Raw genomic sequence first — 23890 nt, 5'->3', positions numbered from 1 at the left:
GATTCTTCGCTGAGGAAGTCCCATGCGCCGCAAACTACACGCCGACAGAAGCCGCCACGCCGGCATCGCCGAACGGCGTGTCATCAAGGCGTACGCCTCCTTGTCCGCTGTCCCCACCGGTGAGCTCGAAGCGCTGGCCGGCCTCCTCAGGGACTGCGAAAACACCCCGGGCCCGAACCACGCCGGCCTGGTGGGGCCGGTGGTCATGGCAGAGTTGGCGCGGCGGAACCAGGCCGCCCGAGAGGGGCGCTCCCGCCCGGCCCGCTAAGCCGGGCCCGGCACCCCGCTAGGCCCGCCCGGCCCGGCCGGCCCTCATTCGGGCAGCCCGGCACCCCACAATGCTTTGCGGAGCAGTGCCTTGAGCTGGGCCGATTCCTCCGCGGGCAGCCCGTCCAGAACTTCCGCCTCAGCCCTTCGTGCAGCCTCGCTGGCCTGGCCGAGCAGTTTTCCTCCCTTGGCGGTAGCCGTCACGGTCTTTGCCCGGCGGTCCTGCTTCCCGGGCGCCCTCGCCACCAGGCCACGCTTCTCCAGCTCATCCACGAGGGCCACAATCTGGCTCGGGTCCAGGCTGAGGAAGTCGGCCATTTCGCGCTGCGTCGGCTCGAGCCCGCTGTTTGCGAGGATCAGGACGGAGTAGGAACGCTCTTTGAGGTCGAATTCGGCCAGCGCCCTGTTGTTCACAACGGACCCTGCGGCGTGCAGCTTGGCCAGCAGGAAGCCGAGGTCCTGGCTGATGGATGCGGCGACCAACTTGTGGGCCTGTTCGGTGCGCTGACCGCCCTGTATCTCGATCGTCATGCCCAACTCCAATAATCCTCAAAATAAATCGTTGACATTTTCAACTATCCATAATTTCATGGATACAGAACAGCATCCCACGCCGATGGCGGGAATGCACAAGGTCAGCTAGCAAAGGAGCAGCCATGAGCCTGTCAGGCAAAGTAGCAATCGTCACCGGAAGCGGCCGGGGCCTGGGCCTGGCCTACGCCCGGGAACTCGCCCGGCAGGGCGCCGCCGTCGTCATCAACGACGTGGACGCCGAGGTGGCCGCGGAAGCGGTCCGGACCATTGAGGCGGACGGCGGGAAGGCCACCGCCGTCGTCGCTCCCGTCGGCAGCACGGAGGCGGCCAGGCAACTTGTGCAGGCAGCCGTGGAAAACTTCGGCCGGCTCGACATCCTGGTCACCAACGCCGGCATCCTGCGGGACAAGAGCCTGCTGAAGATGACCGACGAGGATTTCGACGCCGTCATCAACGTCCACCTCCGCGGCACCTTCACGTGTGTCCGGGAAGCGTTCGCCTACTTCAAGGAGAACGGTGTTGCCGGCCGGATCATCACCATCGGCTCGCCCACCGGGCAGCGCGGCAACTTCGGCCAGACCAACTACGCCGCCGCCAAGGCCGGCATCGTGGGCATGGTCCGCACCTGGGCCCTGGAAATGAAGAAGGCCGGGGTAACCGCCAACGCCGTCATCCCGGTGGCGGCCACGGCCATGACAAAAACCGTTCCCTACTTCCAGAAGGCAGTGGAGGCGGACGAGCGCGGGGAGGCCATGCCGGCTTTCTTCCGCCACGAACTCGGTTTCGGAACGGCCGACGACGTCTCCGGACTGGTCGCGTTCCTCGCCTCCGATGAGGCGGCCGGCATTACCGGCCAGGCCATCGGCGCCGGCGGCGACCGGCTCCAGCTCTGGACCCACCCCGAGGCAGCGGCCACCGAATACCGCGAGGGCGGCTGGCGTTACGAGGACCTCGTGGCCAACTTCGGCCCGCTCTTCGGCGGGAAGCTTCAGAGCGTGGGCGAGGAGTTCCTGCCGCTGCCCGAGGACCTGCAGCCCGACGCGCGTCCGGCCGGGAACCAGCCGGCTCCCGTGAAGGTGGGCTAGCCATGCCTGCCACCCGCTATGAGCTCGGCATCGACGCCGCGAAGCTCGACGCGATCGACATGCACGTCCACCTCGAAGTGGACGGCCACGGCCACGAGTCGCTCCCGCCGGCGCTCACTGAAGCTTCGGCCAAGTACTTCAAATCCGAGGACCGCACCCCCTCGCTGGACCGCATCGCCGAGGTGTACCGGGAACTGAACATGGCCGCCGTCGTCTTCACCGTGGACGCGCGCACCCAGCTCAAGCACGAACCCAACAGCATTGAGGACCTGATCGCCGGCGCGGCCCGGAACAACGATGTGCTGATCCCCTTCGGCAGCGTGGATCCCCGCACGGGGGCCGAAGCCATCCAGGGCGCCAAGCACCAGGCCATCGACCTTGGCGCCCGCGGCTTCAAGTTCCATCCCAGCCTGCAGGGCTTCGACCCCTCGAACGAGCAGTTCTATCCGCTGTGGGAGACCCTGCAGGAACTGGGCCTGCCGGCCATTTTCCACACCGGCCAGAACGGCATGGGCGCAGGCCTCCCCGGCGGGTACGGCATCAAGCTGGCCTATTCCAACCCGCTCCTGCTGGACGCCGTCGCCGCCGACTTCCCTGAACTGCAGATCATCATGGCGCACCCCTCGGTGCCGTGGCAGGACGAGGCAAACTCCATCGCCACGCACAAGGCCAACGTACATATCGACCTCTCCGGCTGGTCGCCCAAGTACTTCCCGGAGTCGCTGGTGCGCATGTCCAACTCGGTCCTGCAGGACAAGGTCCTGTTCGGCACCGACTTCCCGCTCATCACGCCGCAGAAGTGGCTTGGCGCCTTCGCGGACCTGCCGCTCAAGGACGAGGTCAGGCCCAAGATCCTCAAGCACAACGCGGTGCGCCTGCTCGGACTGGGCGGCTGAGATGAGCCTCGATACCGATACGGGGACTGTGGCGGCGGCCCGCCTCTACGGCGTCTGCGACTACTACGACGCCGAATCCCTTCTCACGGAGGACGAGCGCCGCGTGCTGGGCCGGCTGCGGAACTTCCTGGACCGGGAAGCGCAACCGCTGCTGGCCGACTACTGGGAACGCGGGGAGTTCCCCACACAACTCGCCCAGCCCCTGATCGACCTGGACCTGATGGAACCGGCGGAGCTTACGGGCGCCCTGGGCGCAAAAAGCAGCCCTGCCCGGGGCATCTACCAGGGTTTCCGGATCTTCGAACTCGCCCGAGCGGACGCCTCGCTGGCCACCTGGTACACGTCCCAGGCCGGACTCTTCCGCACCGCCATCCGGGTGGGCGCCTCGCCGGAGCAGCAGGCCGAGTGGATGCCGAAGGTCGTCGACTTCTCCCTCAAGGGCGTCTTTTCCCTCACTGAACCTGACTCCGGTTCGGACATCGCCGGAGGACTGTCCACCACAGCCCGCAGGGAAGGGGATTCCTGGGTGCTGAACGGCGCCAAGCGCTGGATCGGCGGCGCAGTAAGCGCCGACGTGCTGGCGGTCTTCGCCCGGGACCAGGAGGACGGGCAGGTCAAGGCCTTCCTGGTGGACCGCCAGGCTGAGGGCGTGACACTCGAGAAGATCCACGGCAAGACTGCGCTGAGGATGATGCAGAACGCCCACATCAGGCTCGACGGTGTCCGCGTGCCGGAATCCATGCGGCTGCACAACGTGAACTCCTTCAAGGACGTGGCCGCGATGCTCCGGGCCATGCGATCGGACGTTGCCTGGATTGCCACCGGCATCCAGGCCGGGGCCTTCGAAGCCGCCCTCCGCTACGTCACCGAACGCACGCAGTTCGGCCGCCAGTTGGGCTCCTTCCAGCTGGTCCAGGAAAAACTGGCACGGATGCTCGGCAACGTCACGTCCTCGCTGTCCCTGGTGGTCCGGCTGACTGAACAACAGGCCCGCGGCATCTACCGCGACCAGGACTCCGCACTCGCCAAGATGCAAACATCCCTGCTGATGCGCGAAACCGTGGCCCTGGCCCGCGAGGTGGTGGGCGGCAACGGAATCACCCTCGAGACGGACGTGGCCAGGTTCCACGCCGACGCCGAAGCCGTCTACTCCTATGAAGGCACCCACGAAATCAACGCACTCATCGTGGGCCGCGCCCTCACCGGCGAAAGCGCCTTCACCCGCTGACGCGCCGCTAACCGGACGCCGCTAACTGAATCGAACAACAACCAAAACCCGACGGCGGCAGCACCGCACGGCCGTCGTACTTCCGCAACTCCAAAAACCACACTAGGAGGCCCACATGCCCAATCTCGTCGTCGACTTCGACAAACTGCTCACGCTCGCCGGAACCGATCTCGGCGTGACCGAATACCGCGAAATCACGCAGGAGCAAATCAACAAATTTGCCGACGCCACGGGCGATGACCAGTGGATCCACGTAGACCCGGAGCGCGCCAAGGAAGGCCCGTTCGGCGCCCCGATCGCCCACGGGTTCCTCACCCTCTCGCTGATCATTCCGTTCTGGGGCGAGCTGTTCGACGTGGACGGCGTCACCACCAAGGTGAACTACGGCCTGGACAAAGTCCGCTTCACCTCGCCGGTGAAGGTGGGCTCGCGGATCCGCATGCAGGCCACCATTGCCGAGGTCACCGAGGTCAAGGGCGGCGCCCAGATCAAGGTGGCCAACACCATCGAGATCGAAGGCCAGGAGCGCCCCGCCGTCGTGGCCGAATTCCTGGCCCGCTTCTACAAATAATCGCCACGGAACCCGCCTTTCCAGTACAAACCCCCCTTTTTTATCCCTCTGTCCTAAAGGAACAGCCATGTCTGGACTCACTCAGCTTCAAGCCATGGGTACGGCCGAACGCCGCAAGGAAGCGCGCACGGTCATCGCCTCCAGTTATCTGGGCAGCACCATCGAGTACTACGACTTCCTCCTCTACGCCACGGCCGCCGCCGTCGTTTTCCCGAAGGTCTTCTTCTCCGGGATGGACGAATGGGTAGGCGTGGTGGCGGCCTACGGCACCTTCGCCGCCGGCTACGTGGCCCGCCCCCTCGGCGGGATCATCTTCGGCCACTTCGGCGACAAGCTGGGCCGCAAGGGAATGCTCATCGTCTCCATGCTGGTCATGGGCGTGGCCTCCACCCTGATCGGCCTGGTCCCGGGCGCCTCCGTGGCGGGGCCGTGGGGCGCCGTGATGCTGGTGGTCCTCCGCATCTTCCAGGGCATCGCCGTCGGCGGTGAATGGGGCGGCGCCGCCCTGATGGCGCTGGAACACTCGGAATCCGGCAAGCGCGGCTTCGCGGCGTCGTTCGTGAACGCCGGTGCCCCGACGGGCGCCGTCCTGGGCACGTTCATCATGGGCGCCTTCTCGTCACTGCCGAACGACCAGTTCCTTGCCTGGGGCTGGCGCGTACCGTTCCTGCTTTCCTTCGTGCTGCTGGGCGTGGGCATGTTCGTCCGTCTGAAGGTCTCCGAGAGCCCCATCTTCAAGGCTGCCCTCGAACAGGAAAAGCGCGTGCAGGCCGAAGCGGCGCGGACGGAAGGCGCAAGCGGAGCCCGCGGCACCGCACCGGTCCGCCGTGAAATTCCCCTGCTCCAGGTGCTCCGCCGGCCCAAGACCCTCATCTTCACCATGCTGGCCGGAGCCGCGGGGTTCGCGCTGCAGGTGGTGCTGGCAACGTTCGCGGTGACCTTCGCCGTCTCCAAGGGCGCCGACCGCCAGGGCGTGCTCTACGCCTACGCCGCAGCCTCCCTGGTCTCCATCGTCTTTGTGGTCCTGGGCGGCAGGCTCTCGGACAAGCTGGGCCGGCGGCCGGTGATGGTGGGCGGACTCGTGTTGTTCATCGCCTACCTCGTGCCGATGTTCCATCGTGGCGCAGATCTTCAAGGACTCCGGCCAGAACACCGGCTCGGTGGTCTGGTACCTCGCCATCATGTCCGTGGTGTCGATCGTCTTCATCCTGCTCACCCGGGAACCCAAGAACAACGATCTCCAGACAGTCCGGCTCTGATCCGGCCGCCAGGGACTACCGTCTAATTAGAAAGGATTTGCCGTGGAAAATTTTGGCATCGGCTCGTGGCTGCAACGGCGCCGCCCGAAGTCGGGCAACAAGACAGCAATTATCGCCGGAGACCGGGAGGTCAGTTACGAGCAACTGGCGGAACGCTCGGCCCGGCTTGCCAATGCCCTCCGTGACCGCGGCGTGGCCCGCGGGGACCGGGTGGCCTACCTGGGGGAGAACGATCCGTCCTTCCTGGAGACCCTTTTCGCCTGCGGCCTGGCCGGAGCCGTCTTCGTCCCACTGAACACGCGGCTGGCGCCCCCGGAAATTCAGTTCCAGCTCAGGGACTGCGGCGCCGTGCTGCTGGTGCACGCGGAGAGCCTGTCGGACCTGGCGGTCCGTGGCGCGGGCGGCACCGGCGCCGTCCGGCGGATCGCCGTCGACGAAGCCGCCCCGACAGGAAAGCACGACGGCGGCGCTGCCGCCGTGCAGGGGGACCAGCCGGCGGAACGCTACGAAGACGTGGTGGCGTCCGGCGCGAACGTGGCCCCCGACGAGCCGGTGGGCCTGGACGACGGCGCCATGATCCTCTACACCTCGGGCACCACCGGTCACCCCAAGGGTGCCCTGCTGACCCACGGGAACATCACGTGGAACTGCATCAATGTGATTGTCGATTTCGACTTCGCTTCCACGGACGTTGCCTTGATGATCTCCCCGATGTTCCATGTGGCGTCGCTGGACATGGGCGTCCTGCCCACACTGCTGAAGGGCGGGACCGTGGTGCTGGAGGCCCGGTTCGATCCGCTGCGGACGCTTCAGCTCATCGAACGGCACCGGGCCACCACCATCAGCGGGGTGCCCACCACCTACCAGATGCTCTGCGAACATCCCGCCTGGGAAACCACGGACCTGAGCTCCCTGAACAAGCTGACCTGCGGAGGGTCGGCGGTGCCGCTGCGCGTGCTGGATGCCTACGAGAAGCGGGGGCTGCACTTTTCGAACGGCTACGGGATGACCGAGACGGCGCCGGGTGCCACCACGCTGCCGGCGGCGCGGTCCCGGGACAAGGCCGGATCGTCCGGGCTGCCGCACTTCTTTACGGAGGTCCGGATAGCAGACCTCGCCAGTCCCGACACGGAGCCGGCGGCACCGGGCACGGTGGGTGAGATCCAGATCAAGGGTCCCAACGTCATCCACGAATACTGGAACCGGCCCGACTCGACGGCCGATTCCTACACCGCGGACGGCTGGTTCAAGTCCGGCGACATGGGCTACAAGGACGGCGAGGGCTTCGTGTTCATCTCGGACCGGCTCAAGGACATGATCATCTCCGGCGGCGAGAACATCTATCCGGCGGAAGTGGAGCAGGCCATCACCGAGCTGGAGGCCGTGGGCAGCGTGGCGGTGATCGGCGTGCCGGACGAAAAGTGGGGCGAAGTGCCGCGGGCCGTGGTGCTGCTGCGGGAGGGGGCCCAGCTGAGTGAGGAGCAGCTGCGGGCCCACCTGGACGGGCGCCTGGCCCGCTACAAGATTCCCAAGTCGGTGGTGTTCGTGGACGAGATGCCGCGGACGGCGAGCGGCAAGATCAGGAAGGCGGACCTGCGGAAGCTGACCCCCGCAAACGGCCAGCTGCAGTAGCGCGAACGGGCACTTGCGGCCCCGGGGGCGGGCGCGAACGGACAGTTGCGGTCCCGTCCCCGGACCGGGAATAATCTTCGTAGCTAGAGACTTGAGTCAATTGCACTCAACTTTACCTACGGAGGGTACATGCCAACGTTTTTTGGACCTGCCGGTACCGGCAGCGGTTCGTTTGACGAGTTCCTCGCGCGCTACCTGCAGGGCCAGCGCGCTGCCCGGTCCGGGCGCCCCACGGACATCACCCGGCTGCTGAGCCGCCGCACCCATGAAGTGCTCTCGCTCGCCGGCCAGTTCGCCGTGGACCTCGGACACGGCGATGTGGATGCCCTGCATATCCTGCGGACCATGGCCGGGGCGGAACCGGCCACCAGCTACATGCGCCGCGCCGGGGCCGACCCCGCGGCAGTTGCCAGGGCAGCCGAAGAACGCCTGCCGGAGAAATCCGGCCGGGCGGCGACAAGCGCCCCTGCGCTGACGCCGTCCGCGCAGCGCGCACTGCTCGATGCCTACCAGGTAGCCCGGGCGTTCGGGTCCACCTACATCGACCCGGAGCACCTCTTCTTCGCCCTGGTGCTCAACCAGGACGCCCCCGCCGGGCAGGTGCTCGCTGCGGCCGGCGTCACGCCGGAGTCCTTCCAGGCCGGGGCGCGCGAAACTTCCGGTACCGAGCCGTCCGGAGCCGGCGCACCGGACGCTGCAGCATCCGCAAGCGGTACCGGCACCGCGGCGGCGACCCCGATGCTGGACACCTACGGGACTGACCTGACGGCCCTGGCGCGCTCAGGCGGCCTTGACCCGGTCATCGGGCGCTCCGACGAAACAGCCCAGACCATTGAGGTCCTCGCCCGGCGCACCAAGAACAATCCGGTGCTGATCGGCGAAGCGGGGGTGGGCAAGACGGCCATCGTCGAAGGCCTGGCCCAGGCGATTGCCGCCGGCACTGTGCCGGAACAGCTCCGCAACAAGCGGGTCATTTCGCTGGACCTTCCTGCCATGCTCGCAGGGACCCGCTACCGGGGCGACTTCGAAGAGCGGCTGACCAAGGCGATGGACGAAGTCACCGCGAACCCGGGGCAGTTCATTCTGTTCATCGATGAGCTGCACACCGTCATCGGCGCAGGCGGCGCAGGGGAAGGTGGCATGGATGCGGGCAATATCCTGAAACCGCGGCTGGCGCGCGGCGAACTCCATGTTGTGGGTGCCACCACTTTTAACGAATACCGCAAGGTGGAGAAGGACCCCGCGTTCGAACGCCGGTTCCAGCCCGTGCAGGTGGGGGAGCCCGCCGTCGAGGATGCCGTGCAGATCCTTTCCGGGCTGCGCGAGCGGTATGAAGAACACCACGGTGTCCGCTACACCGACGAAGCGGTCAGGGCCGCCGTCGAACTGTCCGCCCGGTACGTGACGGACCGGTTCCTTCCCGACAAGGCGATCGACCTCATGGACCAGGCCGGTGCCAGGCTGAGCCTGAAGCTCGGTTCCCGGCAGGACGCTGCCGCCCTGCGCGAGCGCTTGGTGGCGCTTGAGGAATCGAAGACCGCCGCCATAGCGGCGGAGGACTTCGAAGCGGCCTCCCGGCTCCGGGACGAAGCGAACGCGCTGAAGGAAAAGCTCGACGGCGGCGCGGCCAGCCAGGAAGGCCCCGGCAGCGAGTCCGCCGTCGTGGGTGAGGCGGAGATTGCCGAGATCATCTCCCGCGCAACGGGCATCCCGGCGAGCCGGATCACCGAGGGTGACCGTGAACGCCTGGCCAGGCTCGAAGAGGACCTGCACCAGCGTGTTGTGGGCCAGGAGGATGCCGTGAGCCTGATTGCGAAGTCCGTTCGCCGCAACCGCACGGGCATGGGCGCCGCTGGCAGGCCGATCGGGAGCTTCCTCTTCCTGGGCCCCACCGGCGTGGGCAAGACCGAACTCGCCAAGGCGCTCGCAGGCTCGCTCTTCGGCAGCGAGGACTCCATGATCCGCTTCGACATGAGCGAGTTCGGTGAACGGCATACGGTGAGCCGACTGGTGGGTGCCCCTCCGGGGTACGTGGGTTACGACGAGGCCGGGCAGCTGACCGAGCGGGTGCGGCGCAATCCGTACTCGATCGTGCTGCTCGACGAGGTGGAGAAGGCCCACCCGGACGTGTTCAACCTCCTGCTGCAGGTTCTCGACGACGGGCGCCTGACGGACGGGCACGGACGTACCGTGGACTTCCGCAACACGGTGGTCATCATGACCTCGAACCTGGGGTCGGAGTTCCTGGCCAGCAAGGCGGGACCCACCGGGTTCACCGCGGCGGGGGACGCGTTCGGCTCGGAGAAGGCCCTGCGCGACCGCGTGCTGGCGCGGCTGCGTGAATCGATGCGGCCGGAGTTCCTTAACCGCATCGACGAGATCGTCCTGTTCCGCAAGCTCGACCGGGCCCAGCTGCGCCAGATCGTGCGGCTGATGCTGGACGAGACCGACGCCCGCCTGCGCTCGCAGGGCATCGGGCTGGTGGTCAGCGAGGACGCGGTGGACTGGATTGCCGAGCGGGGCTACGAGCCCGAATACGGTGCCCGGCCCATGCGGCGCGTGATCCAGCGCGAGCTTGATGACCGGATCGCCGACCTGCTGGTGGGCTCCGGCCTGGCCGCCGGGGGACAGGTCACGGTGTCCGCGGACGGGCCTGAACTGGTGGTGGCTGCGGGCCGTCCGGAGGTTCCGCTGGCCGCCTAGCTAGTGGATCAGCGCGAGCATGATGCCCACGGCCACGAAGAGAACCCCGAACGTCCGGTTCAGGATCTTCTGCCCGTGGGCATTGTGCGTGAAACGCTGGAAGGACTTGGCTGCGGCGGCGAAGAAGAACCACATCACCAGAATGTCGATGACCACCACGGTGACGGTCAGGACGAGATACTGGGGCAGCAGCGGCTGCTCAGGCCTGATGAACTGGGGCATGAAGGCCAGGAAGAAGACGACGGCCTTGGGGTTGAGCAGATTGACCCACAGACCCCGGCGGAACATGGATGCCGCCGGTTCGTTCCGGAGCTCTGCGGCCTTCTCCTGGTCCAGGTCCGGCTTGTGCAGGAACTGCCGGATGCCCAGATAGACCAGGTAGGCCGCGCCGGCATACCTGATCACGTTGAATGCCACAGGCGAGCTGGCCACCAGGACGCCGACGCCCAGGGCCACGATCAGGACGTGGATCACCAGTGCAGCCTGCTGGCCCAGGATTCCCCAGATTGACCGCCGGAAACCCGAATTCAGCGAGTTGCTCATGGTGTTGATGGCGCCTGCTCCGGGGGTGAAGCTGATCAGGACGCCGGCGCCGGCCAGGGCCAGCCAAAGGGAGGGTTGCACCCATCCAGTTTAGTGGGGCTGGGCCGAGGGGCGGATGCCATAGCTGAGGATCATGTTCCCCTTGCTGGTCCGCTGCGAATCCTGCAGCTCCAGTCGCGTCACCGGGTCCCCGTCCTCGAACAGCCGCCGCCCACTTCCGGCAATGACCGGGTGCACCATGAGCATCAGCGAGTCGAGCAGCCCGGCGAACAGGAGCTGCCGGGTCAGAGAGATGCTGGCGAACACGGCAATTTCGCCGCCGTCGCCGTTCTTGAGGCCGGCCACGAACTCCTCCAGCGGTGCGTCCATAAGCCGGGAGTTCTGCCATTCGAGTTCGCCCGACAGCGTCCTGGAGGCCACGAACTTCTGCAACGGATTGATGAACGCGCCGAAGTCGGCGTCAGCGGCCGCGCCAGGCCAGTAGCCGGCCCACTGCTCGTAGCCCACCCGGCCCAGGAGCCCGGTTTCCACCCGGGCCATCATTTCGTTCATCCCGGCGCCGAGCTCCTCATCAAAGCTGTCGAACTGCCAAAGATTGGGGGATTCAACCACCCCGTCCACAGAGTAGAAAAGGCCGGCGGTCAACTTGCGCATGGGGATTCTCCTCGCTGATGGTTTTCTTGCATCCTAGGTACGGATGGTCCAGCGCGGCAGCCTAGGCCCGCGCGATGACCTCGCCGTTGGGGATCAGGAACCAGCCGTCGTCGGTGGAACCCCAGCGGTGCCAGCCTGCGGAAATCCGGGCGAGGTCGGCGGCGTTGGCGAAGCCGTATTCCAGGGCCTGGTCCGCGAACGCCGAATGCAGCACGCGCTCGCCCCAGACCCGGGCCTGCCACCGGCGCTGCTGGCCCGTGGCATACAGCCAGTTGCTGCTGGAGGGGGCCACGTCCGTGAACCCTGCGGCCTGCGCCCACGAGACCAGCCGGCGGCCGGCGTCGGGTTCCGCGCCGTTGCGGCGTGCGATGCGCTGGTACAGCTCCATCCATTCGTCCAGTTCCGGGACGGCAGGGTACCAGCTCATGCCGTGGAAATCGGCGTCGCGCACTGCCACGATGCCTCCCGGCTTGGCGACCCGGCGCATTTCGCGCAGGGCCTCCACGGGGTCCGTCAGGTGCTGGAGCACCTGGTGGGCGTGGACGACGTCGAACGTTTCGTCGTCGAAATCCAGGTCGTAGATGTTTCCGGCCACGAACCCGACGTTCTCCACGCCGCGTTCGGCGGCAAGCGCGGCGGCATGCGCGATCACGTCAGGGGAGCGGTCCAGCCCGGTGACCTGTCCCGGCGCCACGAGGCCGGCGAAGTCGCAGGTGATGCTGCCCGGCCCGCATCCCACATCCAGCACGGAAGTGCCCGGGGTGAGGTACGGGATCACGAACGCGGCGGAATTCTCTGCGGTCCGCGAGGCATGGGCGCGGACCACGGACTCGTGGTGTCCGTGCGTGTACACGTCTTCAGGCTGCTGTGCACTCATAAGGAAACGCTACCGCTCCGCCAGGAAAATGCGCGTCAATCGAGCGGACCAAAACAGGCAGTTGCCGCGGCTCGGCTGAGGCGTGTCCAATGCGCAGCGGGCCTCGCGTCGAACCGTTGATACCGGTTGCCTCGCAGGGGGCCGCGTGGCAAGCTCGAAGTGATCCCCGTCGCCGGGCGACGAAGGCGACGACGGGCGACAGAGGACGGAGCAAGGCATGGGACTCATTCACATCGACCTGTTCACCACGCTCGACGGCGTCGCGCAGGCGCCCGGCGGGCCGGACGAGGACCCCGCCGACGGGTTCGCGTTTGGCGGCTGGCAGGCACCTCTCATCGACGAAGTCGTTGGCGAACAGGTCGACTCCGGGATGGCCGGGATGGACGCGCTGCTGCTCGGGCGCCGGACCTACGACATCTTCGCCGGATACTGGCCGCAGGCGGAAGGGGGCATCGCCCGGCTGTTCAACCGCATCCCGAAATACGTGGCCTCGCGCGGGACGCCTACCCTCGAGTGGGCCGAGTCCACGCTGCTTGGTCCCGATGTCGTCGCCGCCGTGCGCGAACTGCGCGACCGGCACGAGAACATCCACGTCATCGGCAGCCTCGACTTCGTGCAGACCCTGTTCGCGGAGCGGCTCTTCGACCGGCTCACCCTCTGGGTGTATCCGATCCTCCTCGGCGGCGGCAAAAAGGTCTTCGCCGGCGGGGTGGTTCCGACCAACCTCAGACTCATCGAACCCGTCGTCGCCTCACCGAAGGGTGCGGTGCTGCAGCGCTACGCCATTGCCGACGGCACGCCTGGCGTCGGCGATATGTCGGCCGTGGAGCAGTAGACGGCGGAGCCGGACTTCACTGGCCCGTGCCCTCGTCCTGCCCTGCGGCCTCCTGTGCCGCACGGATGGTCGCCTGGGTCATGGATTCCATGAAGCGTGCCGCCACCTCAAGCTCCGCGGGGGTGAATTCAGCCATGGCCGCGCCCATGTGGCGGGCCAGCGGCAGGAACATGGCGCCGCCGTCGCGGTAGGCCTTGGGTGTCATCCGGAGCTGGACCTGCCGGCGGTCGGAGCCCAGCCGCTCGCGGACCACGTGGCCGGACTGGTCCAGCCGGTCGATCAGGGCTGTGGTGGCGGGGGAGCTGAGGTGGAGTTCCTTCCGCAGGACGCCGGGTGTGACCACCATGCCCTTGGCGGCATGCCGCATGATGACGGCGAGCGCGTTCAGGTCCGTGCGATGCATGTCATTCCGACCGCCCGCCGTGTCCACGTAGCGGTTGGCCTCCAGGCTGAACTCCTGAAGCAGCAACACAAGCGCCGGCGGGCCGTCGGGAGTGCGGGCTGCGTCGTCGTCTGCCATCCCTGCCTCCATCCGTTTCCCAAGCTGTTCTTACGGCCGCCGTCCTGAGGATCTTACTTCAGCGCGGTGCCCCGCCAGCCTGGCATTGCTTCCGGGCCGGGCAGCCATCCCCGCGAGGGAGGACATCTTTCAAAACAAGCTAGGCTGGCACTTATCTCCACAGCAGAGATAATCTATGCTGGAATCAATTCTAGTCCGCCCGCGACCTCCAGAAGGAACAATGAAACCCAAACCCCACTCCCGGGAGCGAGTGCCGTTCTGGCTCCGCTGGCTGGTTCCCGTGTTGCTCGTGCTTACCTGGCTGGCTGTCGCCGGTGTTGGCGGCCCCACTTTCGGCCGTTTGGACGAAGTGTCGTCCAACGACCAGGCTTCGTTCCTGCCGTCCGGCGCAGAAGCCACGGAAGCGCAGGACTGGCAGGGAAAGTTCAGGGACTCTGACGAGATTCCGGCCGTCATTGTCGTCGAGAGCGATTCGGCCTTCACGCCCGCGCAGCTGGGCGAGGCTGCCGCCCTCAAGTCCAAGCTGGAGGAACTGCAGGCAGTCGGCACGGTCATCGGGCCCATCCCGTCGAAGGATGGCGAGGCCGTCCAGTTCGTGGTGCCCATTTCCTCCTCCGGCGAGGTCAAGGAGATCGTCCAGGAGCTCCGCGATGAGGTCAAGGCGTCAGCTCCGGAGGGGATGCAGACATTCGTGACCGGTCCAGCGGGATTGACCGCGGACCTGGTGAGCGCCTTTGCCGGCATTGACGGCATCCTGCTCCTCGTGGCCCTTGCCGCAGTGTTCATCATCCTGCTGATTGTCTACCGCTCGTTGCTGCTGCCCATTGCGGTGCTTTTCACGTCGGTGTTCGCGCTCTGTGCGGCCATCCTGCTGGTCTTCGGCATGGCCAAGCTCGGCTGGATCCAGCTCAGCGGCCAAAGCCAGGGCATCCTCTCCATCCTGGTGATCGGCGCAGCGACGGACTACGCGCTGCTGTATGTGGCCAGGTTCCGCGAGGCGCTGACCCACACCACCAACCGCACCGCGGCCGTCCTCACGGCCTGGAAAGCCTCCTTCGAGCCCATCCTGGCCTCCGGCGCAACTGTGATCATCGCCCTGCTCTGCCTGTTGTTTTCCGACCTCAACTCCAACAAAGCGCTGGGCCCGGTGGCGGCAGCCGGCATCCTGTGTTCGCTGTTTGCAGCCCTCACGCTGCTCCCGGCCCTGATGGCGCTGCTGGGTCGCACCGCCTTCTGGCCGTTCCGGCCCAAGCTGGTGCCCGAGGCTGAACGTGAACCTCAGTTCGTCACCGGACTCGAAGGCCAGAAGGGGCTGTGGCGGGCTACCGGCTCCCTCGTGTCCCGTCGGCCCCGGACTGTCTGGATCGCCTCCGTGCTGTTGCTCCTGGTCGCATCCGCGGGCATCCTGCAGCTCAAAGCCAACGGCGTGCCGCAGACCGATGTCATCCTCACTGCCTCCAATGCGGTGGACGGCCAGGACGCCTTGGCGCGCCATTTCGACGCCGGTTCCGGCAGTCCCGCGGTGATTGTCGCCGACGAAGCGAAGGCCCGGGAGGTGCTGGACAAGACAAAGGCGACCGACGGCGTCGGCGACGCCTACCTCCTGGCGGAGGGGAGCGTGCCGATCACAGGCGCCCCGGGTGCCCCGAGCGCGCCCGATGTCCGCGAGGGAAAGGTGCTGATCAATGCGACCCTGAACTACGCGGCCGACTCCGGTGACGCCGAGAACGTCGTGGTGAAGCTCCGCGAGGACCTCAAGAAGATCGACGCCGGCGCGCTGGTGGGCGGCGTGACCGCCACGGCCCTGGACACCAACACCACTGCCCAGCGCGACCTGGTGGTCATTATCCCCGTGGTCCTCGCCGTCATCCTGGTGATCCTCATGCTGCTGCTGCGCTCGGTACTGGCCCCGGTCCTGCTTGTGGCCTCGGTGGTTCTTTCCTACGCCGCCGCCATGGGCGTATCGGCACTCGTGTTCAACAACATCTTCGGGTTCCCCGGCGCCGATGCCACGGTGCCGCTGTTCGGCTTCGTGTTCCTGGTTGCCCTGGGCGTGGACTACAACATCTTCCTGATGAGCAGGGTCCGTGAGGAATCACTTAAGCACGGCACCCGGCCCGGAATCCTGCGGGGCCTCGGCGTGACGGGCGGCGTCATTACGTCCGCGGGCGTGGTCCTCGCCGCGACCTTTGCGGCGCTGGGCGTCATCCCCATCATGTTCCTGGTCCAGCTCGCCTTCATCGTCGCCTTCGGAGTCCTGCTGGACACTGTGCTGGTCCGCTCGCTGCTGGTCCCGGCGCTCTCCTACGATCTCGGCCGGCGGATCTGGTGGCCCGGCAAACCGGGGCGGCTGGAGGACGACGAGCGGGCGCTCGCCGGCTCGCGCGGCGACGAAGGCAGCCTGGAGACCGATCTGGAGGGTGCCGGGCGCAGGTAGGCGCGCCGCGGCGTCACGCCTGGGCCCTCCACCACGCCACCGTTGCCGCTGCGGCTTCCGGTAGCGGGGTCGGATGCAGGCCCAGGCTGGCCTCGCTCACCCGCGAGTCCATCACGAAGGGACGCTCGAACTGGTAGAGCATCTCGGCCAGTTCCCGGGTGCCGGAGGAGAAAAGTCCCACGGCCCTGAGGAGCCGGCCGGGAACCGCACCCATTTTGGGTGCCGGTGCCCCGCCCGCTTCCGCGAAGGCCGCCGCAAGCTGGCGCTGCGTGACGGCCGGGCCCGTGGGTGCGTGCCACACCCGGTTCCACAGGGACGGCGTCTGGGCGGCACGGATCATGGCGGCAGCAAGGTCCGGCACGTAGGTGAAGGAGTGCAGCTGGTCTGCGCTGCCGATCACCAGCAGCCTCTTTCCGGCCAGCACTGCCGGGACGACGCGTTCGCCGGCGTGGGAGGTCCGCACCCGCGGCCCGAAGAAATCGCCCGCCACAACACTGACGGTGTTCGTGGGGGACGCCGCGCGCGCCTTCAGCAGGGCTGTCCGGACACCGCGCTTTCCGCCCTCCGCCTCCCGCGGACTGTCCTCCGCCATCACCTCGTCCGGCTGGCTATAGGAATAGAGGCTCTCAGGAAATACGACGACGGCGCCCGCCTCGCCTGCAGCCGACAGCACCGTCTCCTCCGCCGCCGGAAGTTCCCGCTGCCACGCCTCCGCAGTGTAGGCGGAGCCGTGGATGCAGTGGAAGACGGCGGACGCCCCCGCGAAGGCCGCGCCGAGCAGTGCAGGGTTGGAGACGTCCACGGACATCCTCTCGATGAGGGCGTGATCCGGTCCGCTGCCGGAGCGCGTCAGGACCCGCACCCGCTTCCCTTGGCCGGCAAGCTGCTCCGCCACGGTCCAGCCAACGGGGCCGGCGCCGGTCACCACATACAGTTCGGTCATTGAATTCTCTTTCCTCCGGATGTCCCGTGTGCGCTTGATTCGGCGCGTGAATAAGAGAGCGGTGCTCTCGGAAACAAGGATGCCCTGCCGGATGCCGCTCGTCAAGAGCACTGCTCTCTATTGTTGACACCGCTCTGGGTCGTGGAATGCTGGAGGCATGCCAGTTACCGATGCCGCCACCCCGGCGCTCCGCACGCCGCGGGAGCGCGCCCGGGCGCAAACCGTCGCCGATATTGTCCGCCTCGGCCGGGAGCACCTGGCCCGCCACGGAGCGGCGGCACTGTCGCTTCGGGCTGTGGCCAGGGAGCTGGGTGTGGTGTCCTCCGCCGTGTACCGGTATGTGCAAAGCCGGGACGAACTGCTGACCCTTCTGCTGATCGACGCTTACGGCGAGCTGGGTGACGAAGTGGATGCCGCCGTCAGCCGCGTTGCGGAGGGGGACTTTGCCGGGCGCTTCCGGGCGCTGGGCCGCGCTGTCCGCGGCTGGGCCCTCCGCGAGCCCGCCCGCTACGCCCTGCTGTTCGGCAGCCCCGTGCCCGGGTACCGGGCCCCGGCGGAGCGCACCACGGAACCGGGGACCCGGGTGGTTTACAGCCTGATGGCCCTCCTTGACAACGCCTGGCGGGCCGGCGCCCTGGGGGCGGAATCCGGGGCCGTGGCTGCGGCGCCTCCGGCTGCAGTGCCTCCGGCTCTGGCTGCCGACTTGAAGGTGATCCGGGAAGAGCGGGGCCTGGGGCTTACGGACGGACTCCTGGCACGCGGGGCGCTAGTGTGGACATCCCTTTTCGGGGCCATCAGCTTCGAAGTCTTCGGCCAGTATGGCGAGGGCACCTTCTCTGCCAGGGACGAGCTGTTCGAACATCACCTGCAGGTGCTGGCCGGCATCGCCGGGCTCGAATAGCAGCTGCTGCATCGGGCGGCAGCAGGGTGGCAGTCGTGCGCAACTGAAACGGGGCGCCCGCCCCTGTTGGAGCGCCGGGCGGATGGATAGACTGCCCCTGCGTCCGTCCGGGCGCCCGATGCTTCCAGGAGGGAACCGTCAGTGTCAGAGAACAGCGAATTCGAAGCGGAAGAACAGCGCAGCACCGAACCGGCGCCGGCAGTCGAAGGGGAAAGCGGCCAGTACGTCGACGGCGACTACGGCAAGGCCGGACTTGCGCATGAGGCCGAGGCGGCAACCGGCGACGGCGAATATCCCGAAGGCGATTACGGAACCGCCGGGGCGGTCGAGGAACCTGCCGGCGCCGTGGAAGGCGAATACGAAGCCGGCGACTATGGCAAGGCCGGCACGGCGGGGGAGAACCTGGTGACTCTGGAAGAAGCCGAGTACCCGGACGGCGACTACGGCAAGGCCGGTACTGCCGGTCCGGCCCCCGGTGCTGCCGGCCCGGCGGATACTGCCGCGGAGACCGGCGACGTTCCCTGACAGCCCCTGACCGGCGGCCGGCGTACCCGGCCGCCGGTTTCACGCACAGCGAAACCGCAGCCACGCGGCCGGATGTCCGGCGGAAATCCGCGGATTTTCAAGCTTGCAGTTCTCCGTGTGCGCCCACATCCCGCTGGCGATTCACAGAGTTGAGTGCAGTCGACTCAACTTTGGATTGACTTAATTCCGGCCCCGAGTAGAGTTGAGTGTAGATCGCTCAATCAGTGGGCGTGCCTGAATTTCGACCAGCCTGAATCGTCCGTCCCGGCGACCCGGCGCCGGATCGTTTCCAAGGAAAGAAGGAAGCAACACATGTCACGTGCAGTAGGTATCGACCTCGGAACCACTAACTCCGTCGTCTCCGTTCTCGAAGGTGGCGAGCCCACCGTTATTGCCAACGCCGAGGGTGGCCGCACCACGCCGTCCGTCGTTGCGTTCTCCAAGTCCGGCGAAGTCCTGGTCGGCGAGATCGCCAAGCGCCAGGCCGTCAACAACATCGATCGCACCATCGCCTCCGTCAAGCGCCACATGGGCACTGACTGGAACGTCGCCATCGATGACAAAAAGTACACCGCGCAGGAAATCTCCGCGCGCATCCTGATGAAGCTGAAGAACGACGCCGAGTCCTACCTCGGCGAAAAGGTCACCGATGCCGTGGTCACCGTTCCCGCGTACTTCAACGACGCCCAGCGCCAGGCCACCAAGGAAGCCGGCGAAATCGCGGGCCTCAACGTCCTCCGCATTGTCAACGAGCCCACCGCGGCGGCGTTGGCCTACGGCCTGGACAAGGGCAAGGAAGATGAACTCATCCTCGTCTTCGACCTCGGCGGCGGAACCTTCGACGTCTCCCTGCTGGAAGTAGGCAAGGACGAAGACAACTTCTCCACCATCCAGGTGCGCTCCACCGCCGGTGACAACCACCTCGGCGGCGACGACTGGGACCAGCGCGTGGTCAACTACCTGCTGAACCAGCTCAAGGTCAAGGGCATCGACCTCTCCAAGGACAAGATCGCCCTGCAGCGCCTCCGTGAAGCTGCCGAGCAGGCCAAGAAGGAACTTTCCTCCTCCACGAGCACCAACGTCTCCCTCCAGTACCTCTCCGTCACCCCCGACGGCCCGGTCCACCTGGACGAGCAGCTGACCCGTGCCAAGTTCCAGGACCTCACCAAGGACCTCCTGGACCGCACCAAGAAGCCGTTCCAGGACGTCATCAAGGAAGCCGGCATCAAGCTCTCCGAGATCGACCACATCGTGCTCGTGGGCGGTTCCACCCGCATGCCCGCCGTGTACGAGCTCGTCAAGGAACTCGCCGGCGGCAAGGAGCCCAACAAGGGCGTCAACCCGGATGAGGTCGTCGCGGTCGGCGCCGCACTGCAGGCAGGTGTCCTGAAGGGTGAGCGCAAGGACGTGCTGCTGATCGACGTCACCCCGCTGTCCCTCGGCATTGAAACCAAGGGCGGTGTCATGACGCACCTGATCGAGCGCAACACGGCCATCCCCACCAAGCGGTCCGAGACCTTCACCACGGCTGACGACAACCAGCCGTCCGTGGCCATCCAGGTCTTCCAGGGTGAGCGCGAGTTCACCCGCGACAACAAGCCGCTGGGCACGTTCGAGCTGACCGGCATCGCTCCGGCTCCGCGCGGCGTCCCGCAGGTCGAGGTTACCTTCGACATCGACGCCAACGGCATCGTCCACGTCTCGGCGAAGGACAAGGGCACCGGCAAGGAACAGTCCATGACCATCACCGGTGGCACCGCGCTCTCCAAGGAAGACATTGACCGCATGGTCAAGGACGCCGAGGAGCACGCAGCCGAGGACAAGGCCCGCCGCGAGGCAACCGACACCCGCAACACCGCGGAGCAGCTCGCCTACTCCGTGGACAAGCTGATCGCGGACAACGCCGACAAGCTGCCTGAAGAGGTCAAGACCGAGGTCAAGGCCGACGTCGACGCCCTCAAGAAGGCCCTCGAAGGCACCGATGACGCCGCCGTGAAGACCGCCTTTGAGAAGCTGCAGGCTTCCCAGAGCAAGCTCGGCGAAGCCATCTACGCGCAGGCCGGTTCGCCGGACGGTGCCACGGGTCCTGCAGGCGCAGAGAGTGCCGCAGGCTCTGAAGGTGCCAAGGCTGATGAGGACATCGTCGACGCCGAGATCGTTGACGAAGACGAGAAGAAGTAATCATGCCGCATCACGGTAACGAGGAAGAGCACGACCCTTCCGCAGGCCACGCCCGCGACAGCCGCGAAAACGAGCGCCAGGAGAACGAGCCGCAGAAACCGGTCATCCACGACAACCGCAAGGTTGATCCGAAGACCGGCCAGGCCCGCCACCCTGACCAGGAACACGCACCTGCAGCGAACACCGGTTCCGGGGACGCACTGTCCCAGGCCGAGGACATCCTCAACAGCGTTGAGGTTCCGGCCGAGGAATCTGTGGCCCAGGGCGTAGGCGCCGAGGAGGCGGAGGAACTCAGGAATGATCTCCGCCGCCTGCAGGCCGAATACGTCAACTACCGCAAGCGCGTGGAACGCGACCGAGCCGTGGCAGGGGAGATGGCCGTCATCGGCGTCCTGAACTCGCTGCTTCCGGTGCTGGACGACGTCGACGCCGCCCGCCAGCACGGCGACCTGGCCGACGGCCCGTTCGCCGCGATCGCCGCCAAGCTGGAGAGCGCGCTGAAGACCTACGGCCTGGTGCGCATCGATGAGACCGGCGTGGAGTTCGATCCCACGATCCACGAGGCCCTCATCCAGCAGCCCGGCCAGGATGTCGAAATCGACACCGTCAGCCAGGTCCTGCGCTCCGGCTACAAATCCGGCGAGCGGGTCCTGCGGGCAGCCCAGGTCATCGTCGCAGTTCCGGCCTAGCATTACCCCATCGAGATGGCAGTTCGCATCAGTGATTCGCAAGAACATTGCCGCGAGCTGCCATCTCGGCACAAAGATTTGAAAGGAAACGCCATTGGCTAGCCAGGACTGGGTCGACAAGGACTTCTACAAGATCCTTGGAGTCGCCAAGGACGCTTCCGACGCCGATATCAAGAAGGCTTACCGGAAGCTCGCTCGGCAGCACCACCCGGACACCAACGCGGGGAATGTCGCATCGGAGAAGAAGTTCAAGGACATCTCCGAGGCGTACTCCGTGCTGTCCGATCCGGACGAGCGCCAGCAGTACGACGCCATCCGTGCCATGGGCGGCGGTGCGCGGTTTGCTCCCGGCGGCGGGGGCGGCGCAGCGGGCGGTGCGGGCTTCGAGGACCTTTTCGGCGGCCTCTTCACCGGCGGCGGCGGACGCCACTCCGGGGGCTACAGCACCTCGGGCGGCATTCCGCCGGAGTTTGCCGACCTCTTCGGCGGACAGTTCGGCGGACCCGGTTCCGGTGCGGGATTCCAGCGTGCCCCGCAGAAGGGCGCCGACCGTACGGCCACCACCACCATCTCCTTCGCCGGTTCCATCCGCGGCACCACCATCGGCCTGCGCGAACCGGACGGCGATGTGATCGACGTCCGAGTCCCGGCCGGGATCAAGGACGGACAGAAGGTCCGCGTCCGCGGCAAGGGACAGTACGGCCCGGCGGGCAACGGCGACCTGATGGTCACCGTCAACGTCAAGGGCCATGACTTCTACACGCGCGACGGCGACAATCTCCGCATCCATGTTCCGGTCACCTTCCCGGAAGCTGCCCTGGGCGCCGACATTGAAGTGCCCACGATCGACGGCGAGAAGGTCAAGGTCCGTGTCCCGGCAGGGACGCCGTCCGGCCGGACGCTGCGCGTCAAGGGCCGCGGGGTCAAGCACGCGAAGGCCACCGGCGACCTGCTGGTGACCATCGACGTCGTGGTTCCGCAGAAACTGACCAAAGAGGCGGAGGACGCCGTGAAGGCGTTCGCCGCGGCCACCGACGGCCAGGACGTGCGGGCGGGACTGGCAGCCAAGGCGCGTCTCTAGGAAACGCACGTGCACGGACTGGGACTAGCGGGAGGAGCCGGCCATGGACATTGATTTCGATCAGCCGATCTTCGTGATCTCCGTGGCTGCGGAGCTGGCGGACATGCACCCGCAGACGTTGCGCCAGTATGACCGCCTGGGCATCGTCTCGCCCAGCCGCGCGCCCGGCAAATCCCGGCGGTACTCCCAGCGGGACGTCAACGTGCTCCGCGAGGTGCAGCGGCTCTCCCACGAGGGGGTGTCGCTGGAGGGCATCAAACGCATCCTCCAGTTGGAAAACCAGGTGGCTGCCCTGCAGCGCCGGGTGAGCGAACTGACCGAGGAACTCGGCCGCCGGCGCAGCCCGCTGGATTCGCGCATTTTCGCGGCCGGAGCAGCCGGCGACGTGGTGAGCCTGGCCCGCGGCCAGCGTCCCCGCGCCCGCTCCCAGGCTGTGGTGGTGTGGCGGCCCCGCCCCACGGAGTGACCGCGGGCGGGAGCGTGCTGTGGGTTCTTGACAGCTCAGGGATGCCGGAACAGAGTGGATGGTTACGCCTGTTCACTGCCAGTCTTCACTGTCCCGGAAGGAACGCCTCATGGCTTTTGTCTCTGTTGGAAAAGAAAACAGCACCACCGTAGAGCTTCACTACGAGGACCACGGGCAGGGACAGCCGGTGGTCCTCATCCACGGGTACCCGCTGGACGGCGCATCGTGGGAACGGCAGACCAGTGCGCTGCTGGAGGCGGGCTACCGGGTCATCACCTATGACCGCCGCGGATTCGGCAAATCCAGCCAGCCCACCGAGGGCTACGACTACGACACCTTTGCCGCCGACCTCAACGCCCTCCTCACCGAACTCGACCTGGCCGATGCCGTGCTGGTGGGCTTCTCGATGGGCACGGGCGAGGTGGCCCGCTACCTCAGCACCTACGGCTCGGACCGGGTTTCCAAGGCGGTGTTCCTCGGATCCCTCGAGCCGTTCCTGCTGAAGACGGAAGACAACCCCGACGGCGTCCCCCAGGACGTTTTCGACGGCCTCCTGAGTGCGGTCAAGGAAGACCGCTACGCGTTCTTCACGGAGTTCTTCAAGAACTTCTTCAACACCGGCGACACCCTGGGCAGCCGCCTCAGCGAAGAAGCGCTGCGTGCCAACTGGGCCACCGCCAGCAAATCCTCCGCGCACGCCTCCGTGGCCGCCCAGCCCACCTGGCTGACCGACTTCCGCGCGGACATTCCGAAAATCGATGTCCCCTCGCTCATCGTCCACGGAACCGCGGACAGCATCCTGCCCATTGACGTGACCGGCCGCCGCTTCAAGGAAGCGCTGCCCAACGCGGACTACGTGGAGATCGAGGGAGGTCCGCACGGGATGTGCTGGACCCACGCGAAGGAAATCAACGAAGCACTCCTGGCCTTCCTGAAGAAGTAGGCGCCGGGTACTCTGAGGGATTTGTGGCCGAAATCCAGGAGGCCATCATTAAGCTGTCCCAGCGCAGCGGCATGCGGGTCCTGCTGGTGGAACAAACAGCACATCGGCTTTGCGTTGAAC

General features: G+C 66.7%; 22 protein-coding genes and 1 pseudogene. 17 read left to right on the top strand and 6 right to left on the bottom strand.

What is annotated here, in order from left to right:
- Window positions 1-22: 22 nt before the first annotated feature.
- Window positions 23-268, top strand: a complete 246-nt coding sequence (locus ARTH_RS19380) for a hypothetical protein (protein WP_011693651.1) — start codon at window positions 23-25, stop codon at window positions 266-268.
- 44 nt (window positions 269-312) lie between these two features.
- Here the strand turns inward: ARTH_RS19380 and ARTH_RS19375 are convergent, their stop codons facing one another.
- Window positions 313-798, bottom strand: coding sequence for a MarR family winged helix-turn-helix transcriptional regulator (locus ARTH_RS19375; protein WP_011693650.1), 486 nt, complete (start codon window positions 796-798; stop codon window positions 313-315).
- Between the two features lie 125 nt (window positions 799-923).
- Between ARTH_RS19375 and ARTH_RS19370 the strand changes: the two genes are divergently transcribed.
- The 7 genes and pseudogenes from ARTH_RS19370 to ARTH_RS19340 all read left to right on the top strand — a co-directional run bounded on the left by ARTH_RS19370 (window position 924) and on the right by ARTH_RS19340 (window position 10175).
- Window positions 924-1886, top strand: coding sequence for an SDR family NAD(P)-dependent oxidoreductase (locus ARTH_RS19370; RefSeq protein ID WP_011693649.1), 963 nt, complete (start codon window positions 924-926; stop codon window positions 1884-1886).
- A 2-nt stretch (window positions 1887-1888) separates the two neighbouring features.
- Window positions 1889-2782, top strand: coding sequence for a 4-hydroxyphenyl-beta-ketoacyl-CoA hydrolase (locus ARTH_RS19365; protein WP_011693648.1), 894 nt, complete (start codon window positions 1889-1891; stop codon window positions 2780-2782).
- A gap of 1 nt (window position 2783) precedes the next feature.
- On the top strand, window positions 2784-4010 hold the full coding sequence (locus tag ARTH_RS19360; RefSeq protein WP_011693647.1) for an acyl-CoA dehydrogenase family protein: 1227 nt from the start codon (window positions 2784-2786) through the stop codon (window positions 4008-4010).
- A gap of 115 nt (window positions 4011-4125) precedes the next feature.
- On the top strand, window positions 4126-4581 hold the full coding sequence (locus tag ARTH_RS19355) for a MaoC family dehydratase (protein ID WP_011693646.1): 456 nt from the start codon (window positions 4126-4128) through the stop codon (window positions 4579-4581).
- A 67-nt stretch (window positions 4582-4648) separates the two neighbouring features.
- Window positions 4649-5840, top strand: a pseudogene (locus ARTH_RS19350) (MFS transporter).
- A 42-nt stretch (window positions 5841-5882) separates the two neighbouring features.
- Window positions 5883-7472: an acyl-CoA synthetase gene (locus ARTH_RS19345; RefSeq protein ID WP_011693644.1), complete on the top strand. Its 1590-nt coding sequence runs from the start codon at window positions 5883-5885 to the stop codon at window positions 7470-7472.
- A gap of 129 nt (window positions 7473-7601) precedes the next feature.
- Window positions 7602-10175, top strand: coding sequence for an ATP-dependent Clp protease ATP-binding subunit (locus ARTH_RS19340; RefSeq protein ID WP_011693643.1), 2574 nt, complete (start codon window positions 7602-7604; stop codon window positions 10173-10175).
- Here ARTH_RS19340 and ARTH_RS19335 read toward each other — a convergent pair whose 3' ends face one another.
- From ARTH_RS19335 to ARTH_RS19325, 3 genes are all read right to left on the bottom strand, one after another.
- Entirely contained in the window at window positions 10176-10799 is a 624-nt protein-coding gene (locus tag ARTH_RS19335; protein ID WP_011693642.1) for a LysE family transporter, read from the bottom strand.
- Window positions 10800-10808: 9 nt separating this feature from the next.
- A complete protein-coding gene (locus tag ARTH_RS19330) occupies window positions 10809-11372 on the bottom strand; it encodes a dihydrofolate reductase family protein (protein ID WP_011693641.1) in 564 nt (187 codons plus the stop codon).
- 61 nt (window positions 11373-11433) lie between these two features.
- A complete protein-coding gene (locus ARTH_RS19325; RefSeq protein ID WP_011693640.1) occupies window positions 11434-12249 on the bottom strand; it encodes a methyltransferase domain-containing protein in 816 nt (271 codons plus the stop codon).
- A 217-nt stretch (window positions 12250-12466) separates the two neighbouring features.
- Here ARTH_RS19325 and ARTH_RS19320 point away from each other — a divergent pair, with 217 nt between their 5' ends.
- Window positions 12467-13084, top strand: coding sequence for a dihydrofolate reductase family protein (locus tag ARTH_RS19320; RefSeq protein WP_011693639.1), 618 nt, complete (start codon window positions 12467-12469; stop codon window positions 13082-13084).
- A 16-nt stretch (window positions 13085-13100) separates the two neighbouring features.
- Here the strand turns inward: ARTH_RS19320 and ARTH_RS19315 are convergent, their stop codons facing one another.
- Window positions 13101-13604, bottom strand: a complete 504-nt coding sequence (locus ARTH_RS19315; RefSeq protein WP_011693638.1) for a MarR family winged helix-turn-helix transcriptional regulator — start codon at window positions 13602-13604, stop codon at window positions 13101-13103.
- A gap of 220 nt (window positions 13605-13824) precedes the next feature.
- Here ARTH_RS19315 and ARTH_RS19310 point away from each other — a divergent pair, with 220 nt between their 5' ends.
- Window positions 13825-16041, top strand: coding sequence for an MMPL family transporter (locus ARTH_RS19310; protein WP_052309727.1), 2217 nt, complete (start codon window positions 13825-13827; stop codon window positions 16039-16041).
- 13 nt (window positions 16042-16054) lie between these two features.
- Here the strand turns inward: ARTH_RS19310 and ARTH_RS19305 are convergent, their stop codons facing one another.
- Window positions 16055-16984 carry an NAD-dependent epimerase/dehydratase family protein gene (locus tag ARTH_RS19305; RefSeq protein WP_011693636.1) on the bottom strand — a complete coding sequence of 310 codons (930 nt, stop codon included), beginning with the start codon at window positions 16982-16984 and terminating at the stop codon, window positions 16055-16057.
- 157 nt (window positions 16985-17141) lie between these two features.
- Between ARTH_RS19305 and ARTH_RS19300 the strand changes: the two genes are divergently transcribed.
- The 7 genes from ARTH_RS19300 (at window position 17142) to ARTH_RS19270 (ending at window position 23770) form a co-directional block, all read left to right on the top strand.
- Window positions 17142-17885: a TetR/AcrR family transcriptional regulator gene (locus ARTH_RS19300; RefSeq protein ID WP_011693635.1), complete on the top strand. Its 744-nt coding sequence runs from the start codon at window positions 17142-17144 to the stop codon at window positions 17883-17885.
- 141 nt (window positions 17886-18026) lie between these two features.
- Window positions 18027-18410, top strand: coding sequence for a hypothetical protein (locus ARTH_RS19295; RefSeq protein WP_011693634.1), 384 nt, complete (start codon window positions 18027-18029; stop codon window positions 18408-18410).
- Between the two features lie 312 nt (window positions 18411-18722).
- Window positions 18723-20591, top strand: coding sequence for a molecular chaperone DnaK (gene dnaK / locus ARTH_RS19290; protein ID WP_011693633.1), 1869 nt, complete (start codon window positions 18723-18725; stop codon window positions 20589-20591).
- A gap of 2 nt (window positions 20592-20593) precedes the next feature.
- Window positions 20594-21280, top strand: coding sequence for a nucleotide exchange factor GrpE (locus tag ARTH_RS19285; protein ID WP_011693632.1), 687 nt, complete (start codon window positions 20594-20596; stop codon window positions 21278-21280).
- Window positions 21281-21374: 94 nt separating this feature from the next.
- On the top strand, window positions 21375-22361 hold the full coding sequence (locus tag ARTH_RS19280) for a DnaJ C-terminal domain-containing protein (protein ID WP_011693631.1): 987 nt from the start codon (window positions 21375-21377) through the stop codon (window positions 22359-22361).
- A gap of 43 nt (window positions 22362-22404) precedes the next feature.
- Window positions 22405-22827 carry a heat shock protein transcriptional repressor HspR gene (locus ARTH_RS19275; protein WP_011693630.1) on the top strand — a complete coding sequence of 141 codons (423 nt, stop codon included), beginning with the start codon at window positions 22405-22407 and terminating at the stop codon, window positions 22825-22827.
- 109 nt (window positions 22828-22936) lie between these two features.
- Window positions 22937-23770: an alpha/beta fold hydrolase gene (locus ARTH_RS19270; RefSeq protein WP_043430102.1), complete on the top strand. Its 834-nt coding sequence runs from the start codon at window positions 22937-22939 to the stop codon at window positions 23768-23770.
- Window positions 23771-23890: the final 120 nt, after the last annotated feature.

Origin of the sequence: Arthrobacter sp. FB24, from assembly GCF_000196235.1 — a bacterium.
Taxonomy (GTDB): Bacteria; Actinomycetota; Actinomycetes; order Actinomycetales; family Micrococcaceae; genus Arthrobacter.
The sequence above is the reverse complement of the archived record's forward strand: the minus strand, read 5'-3'. Positions and strand labels throughout refer to the sequence as shown.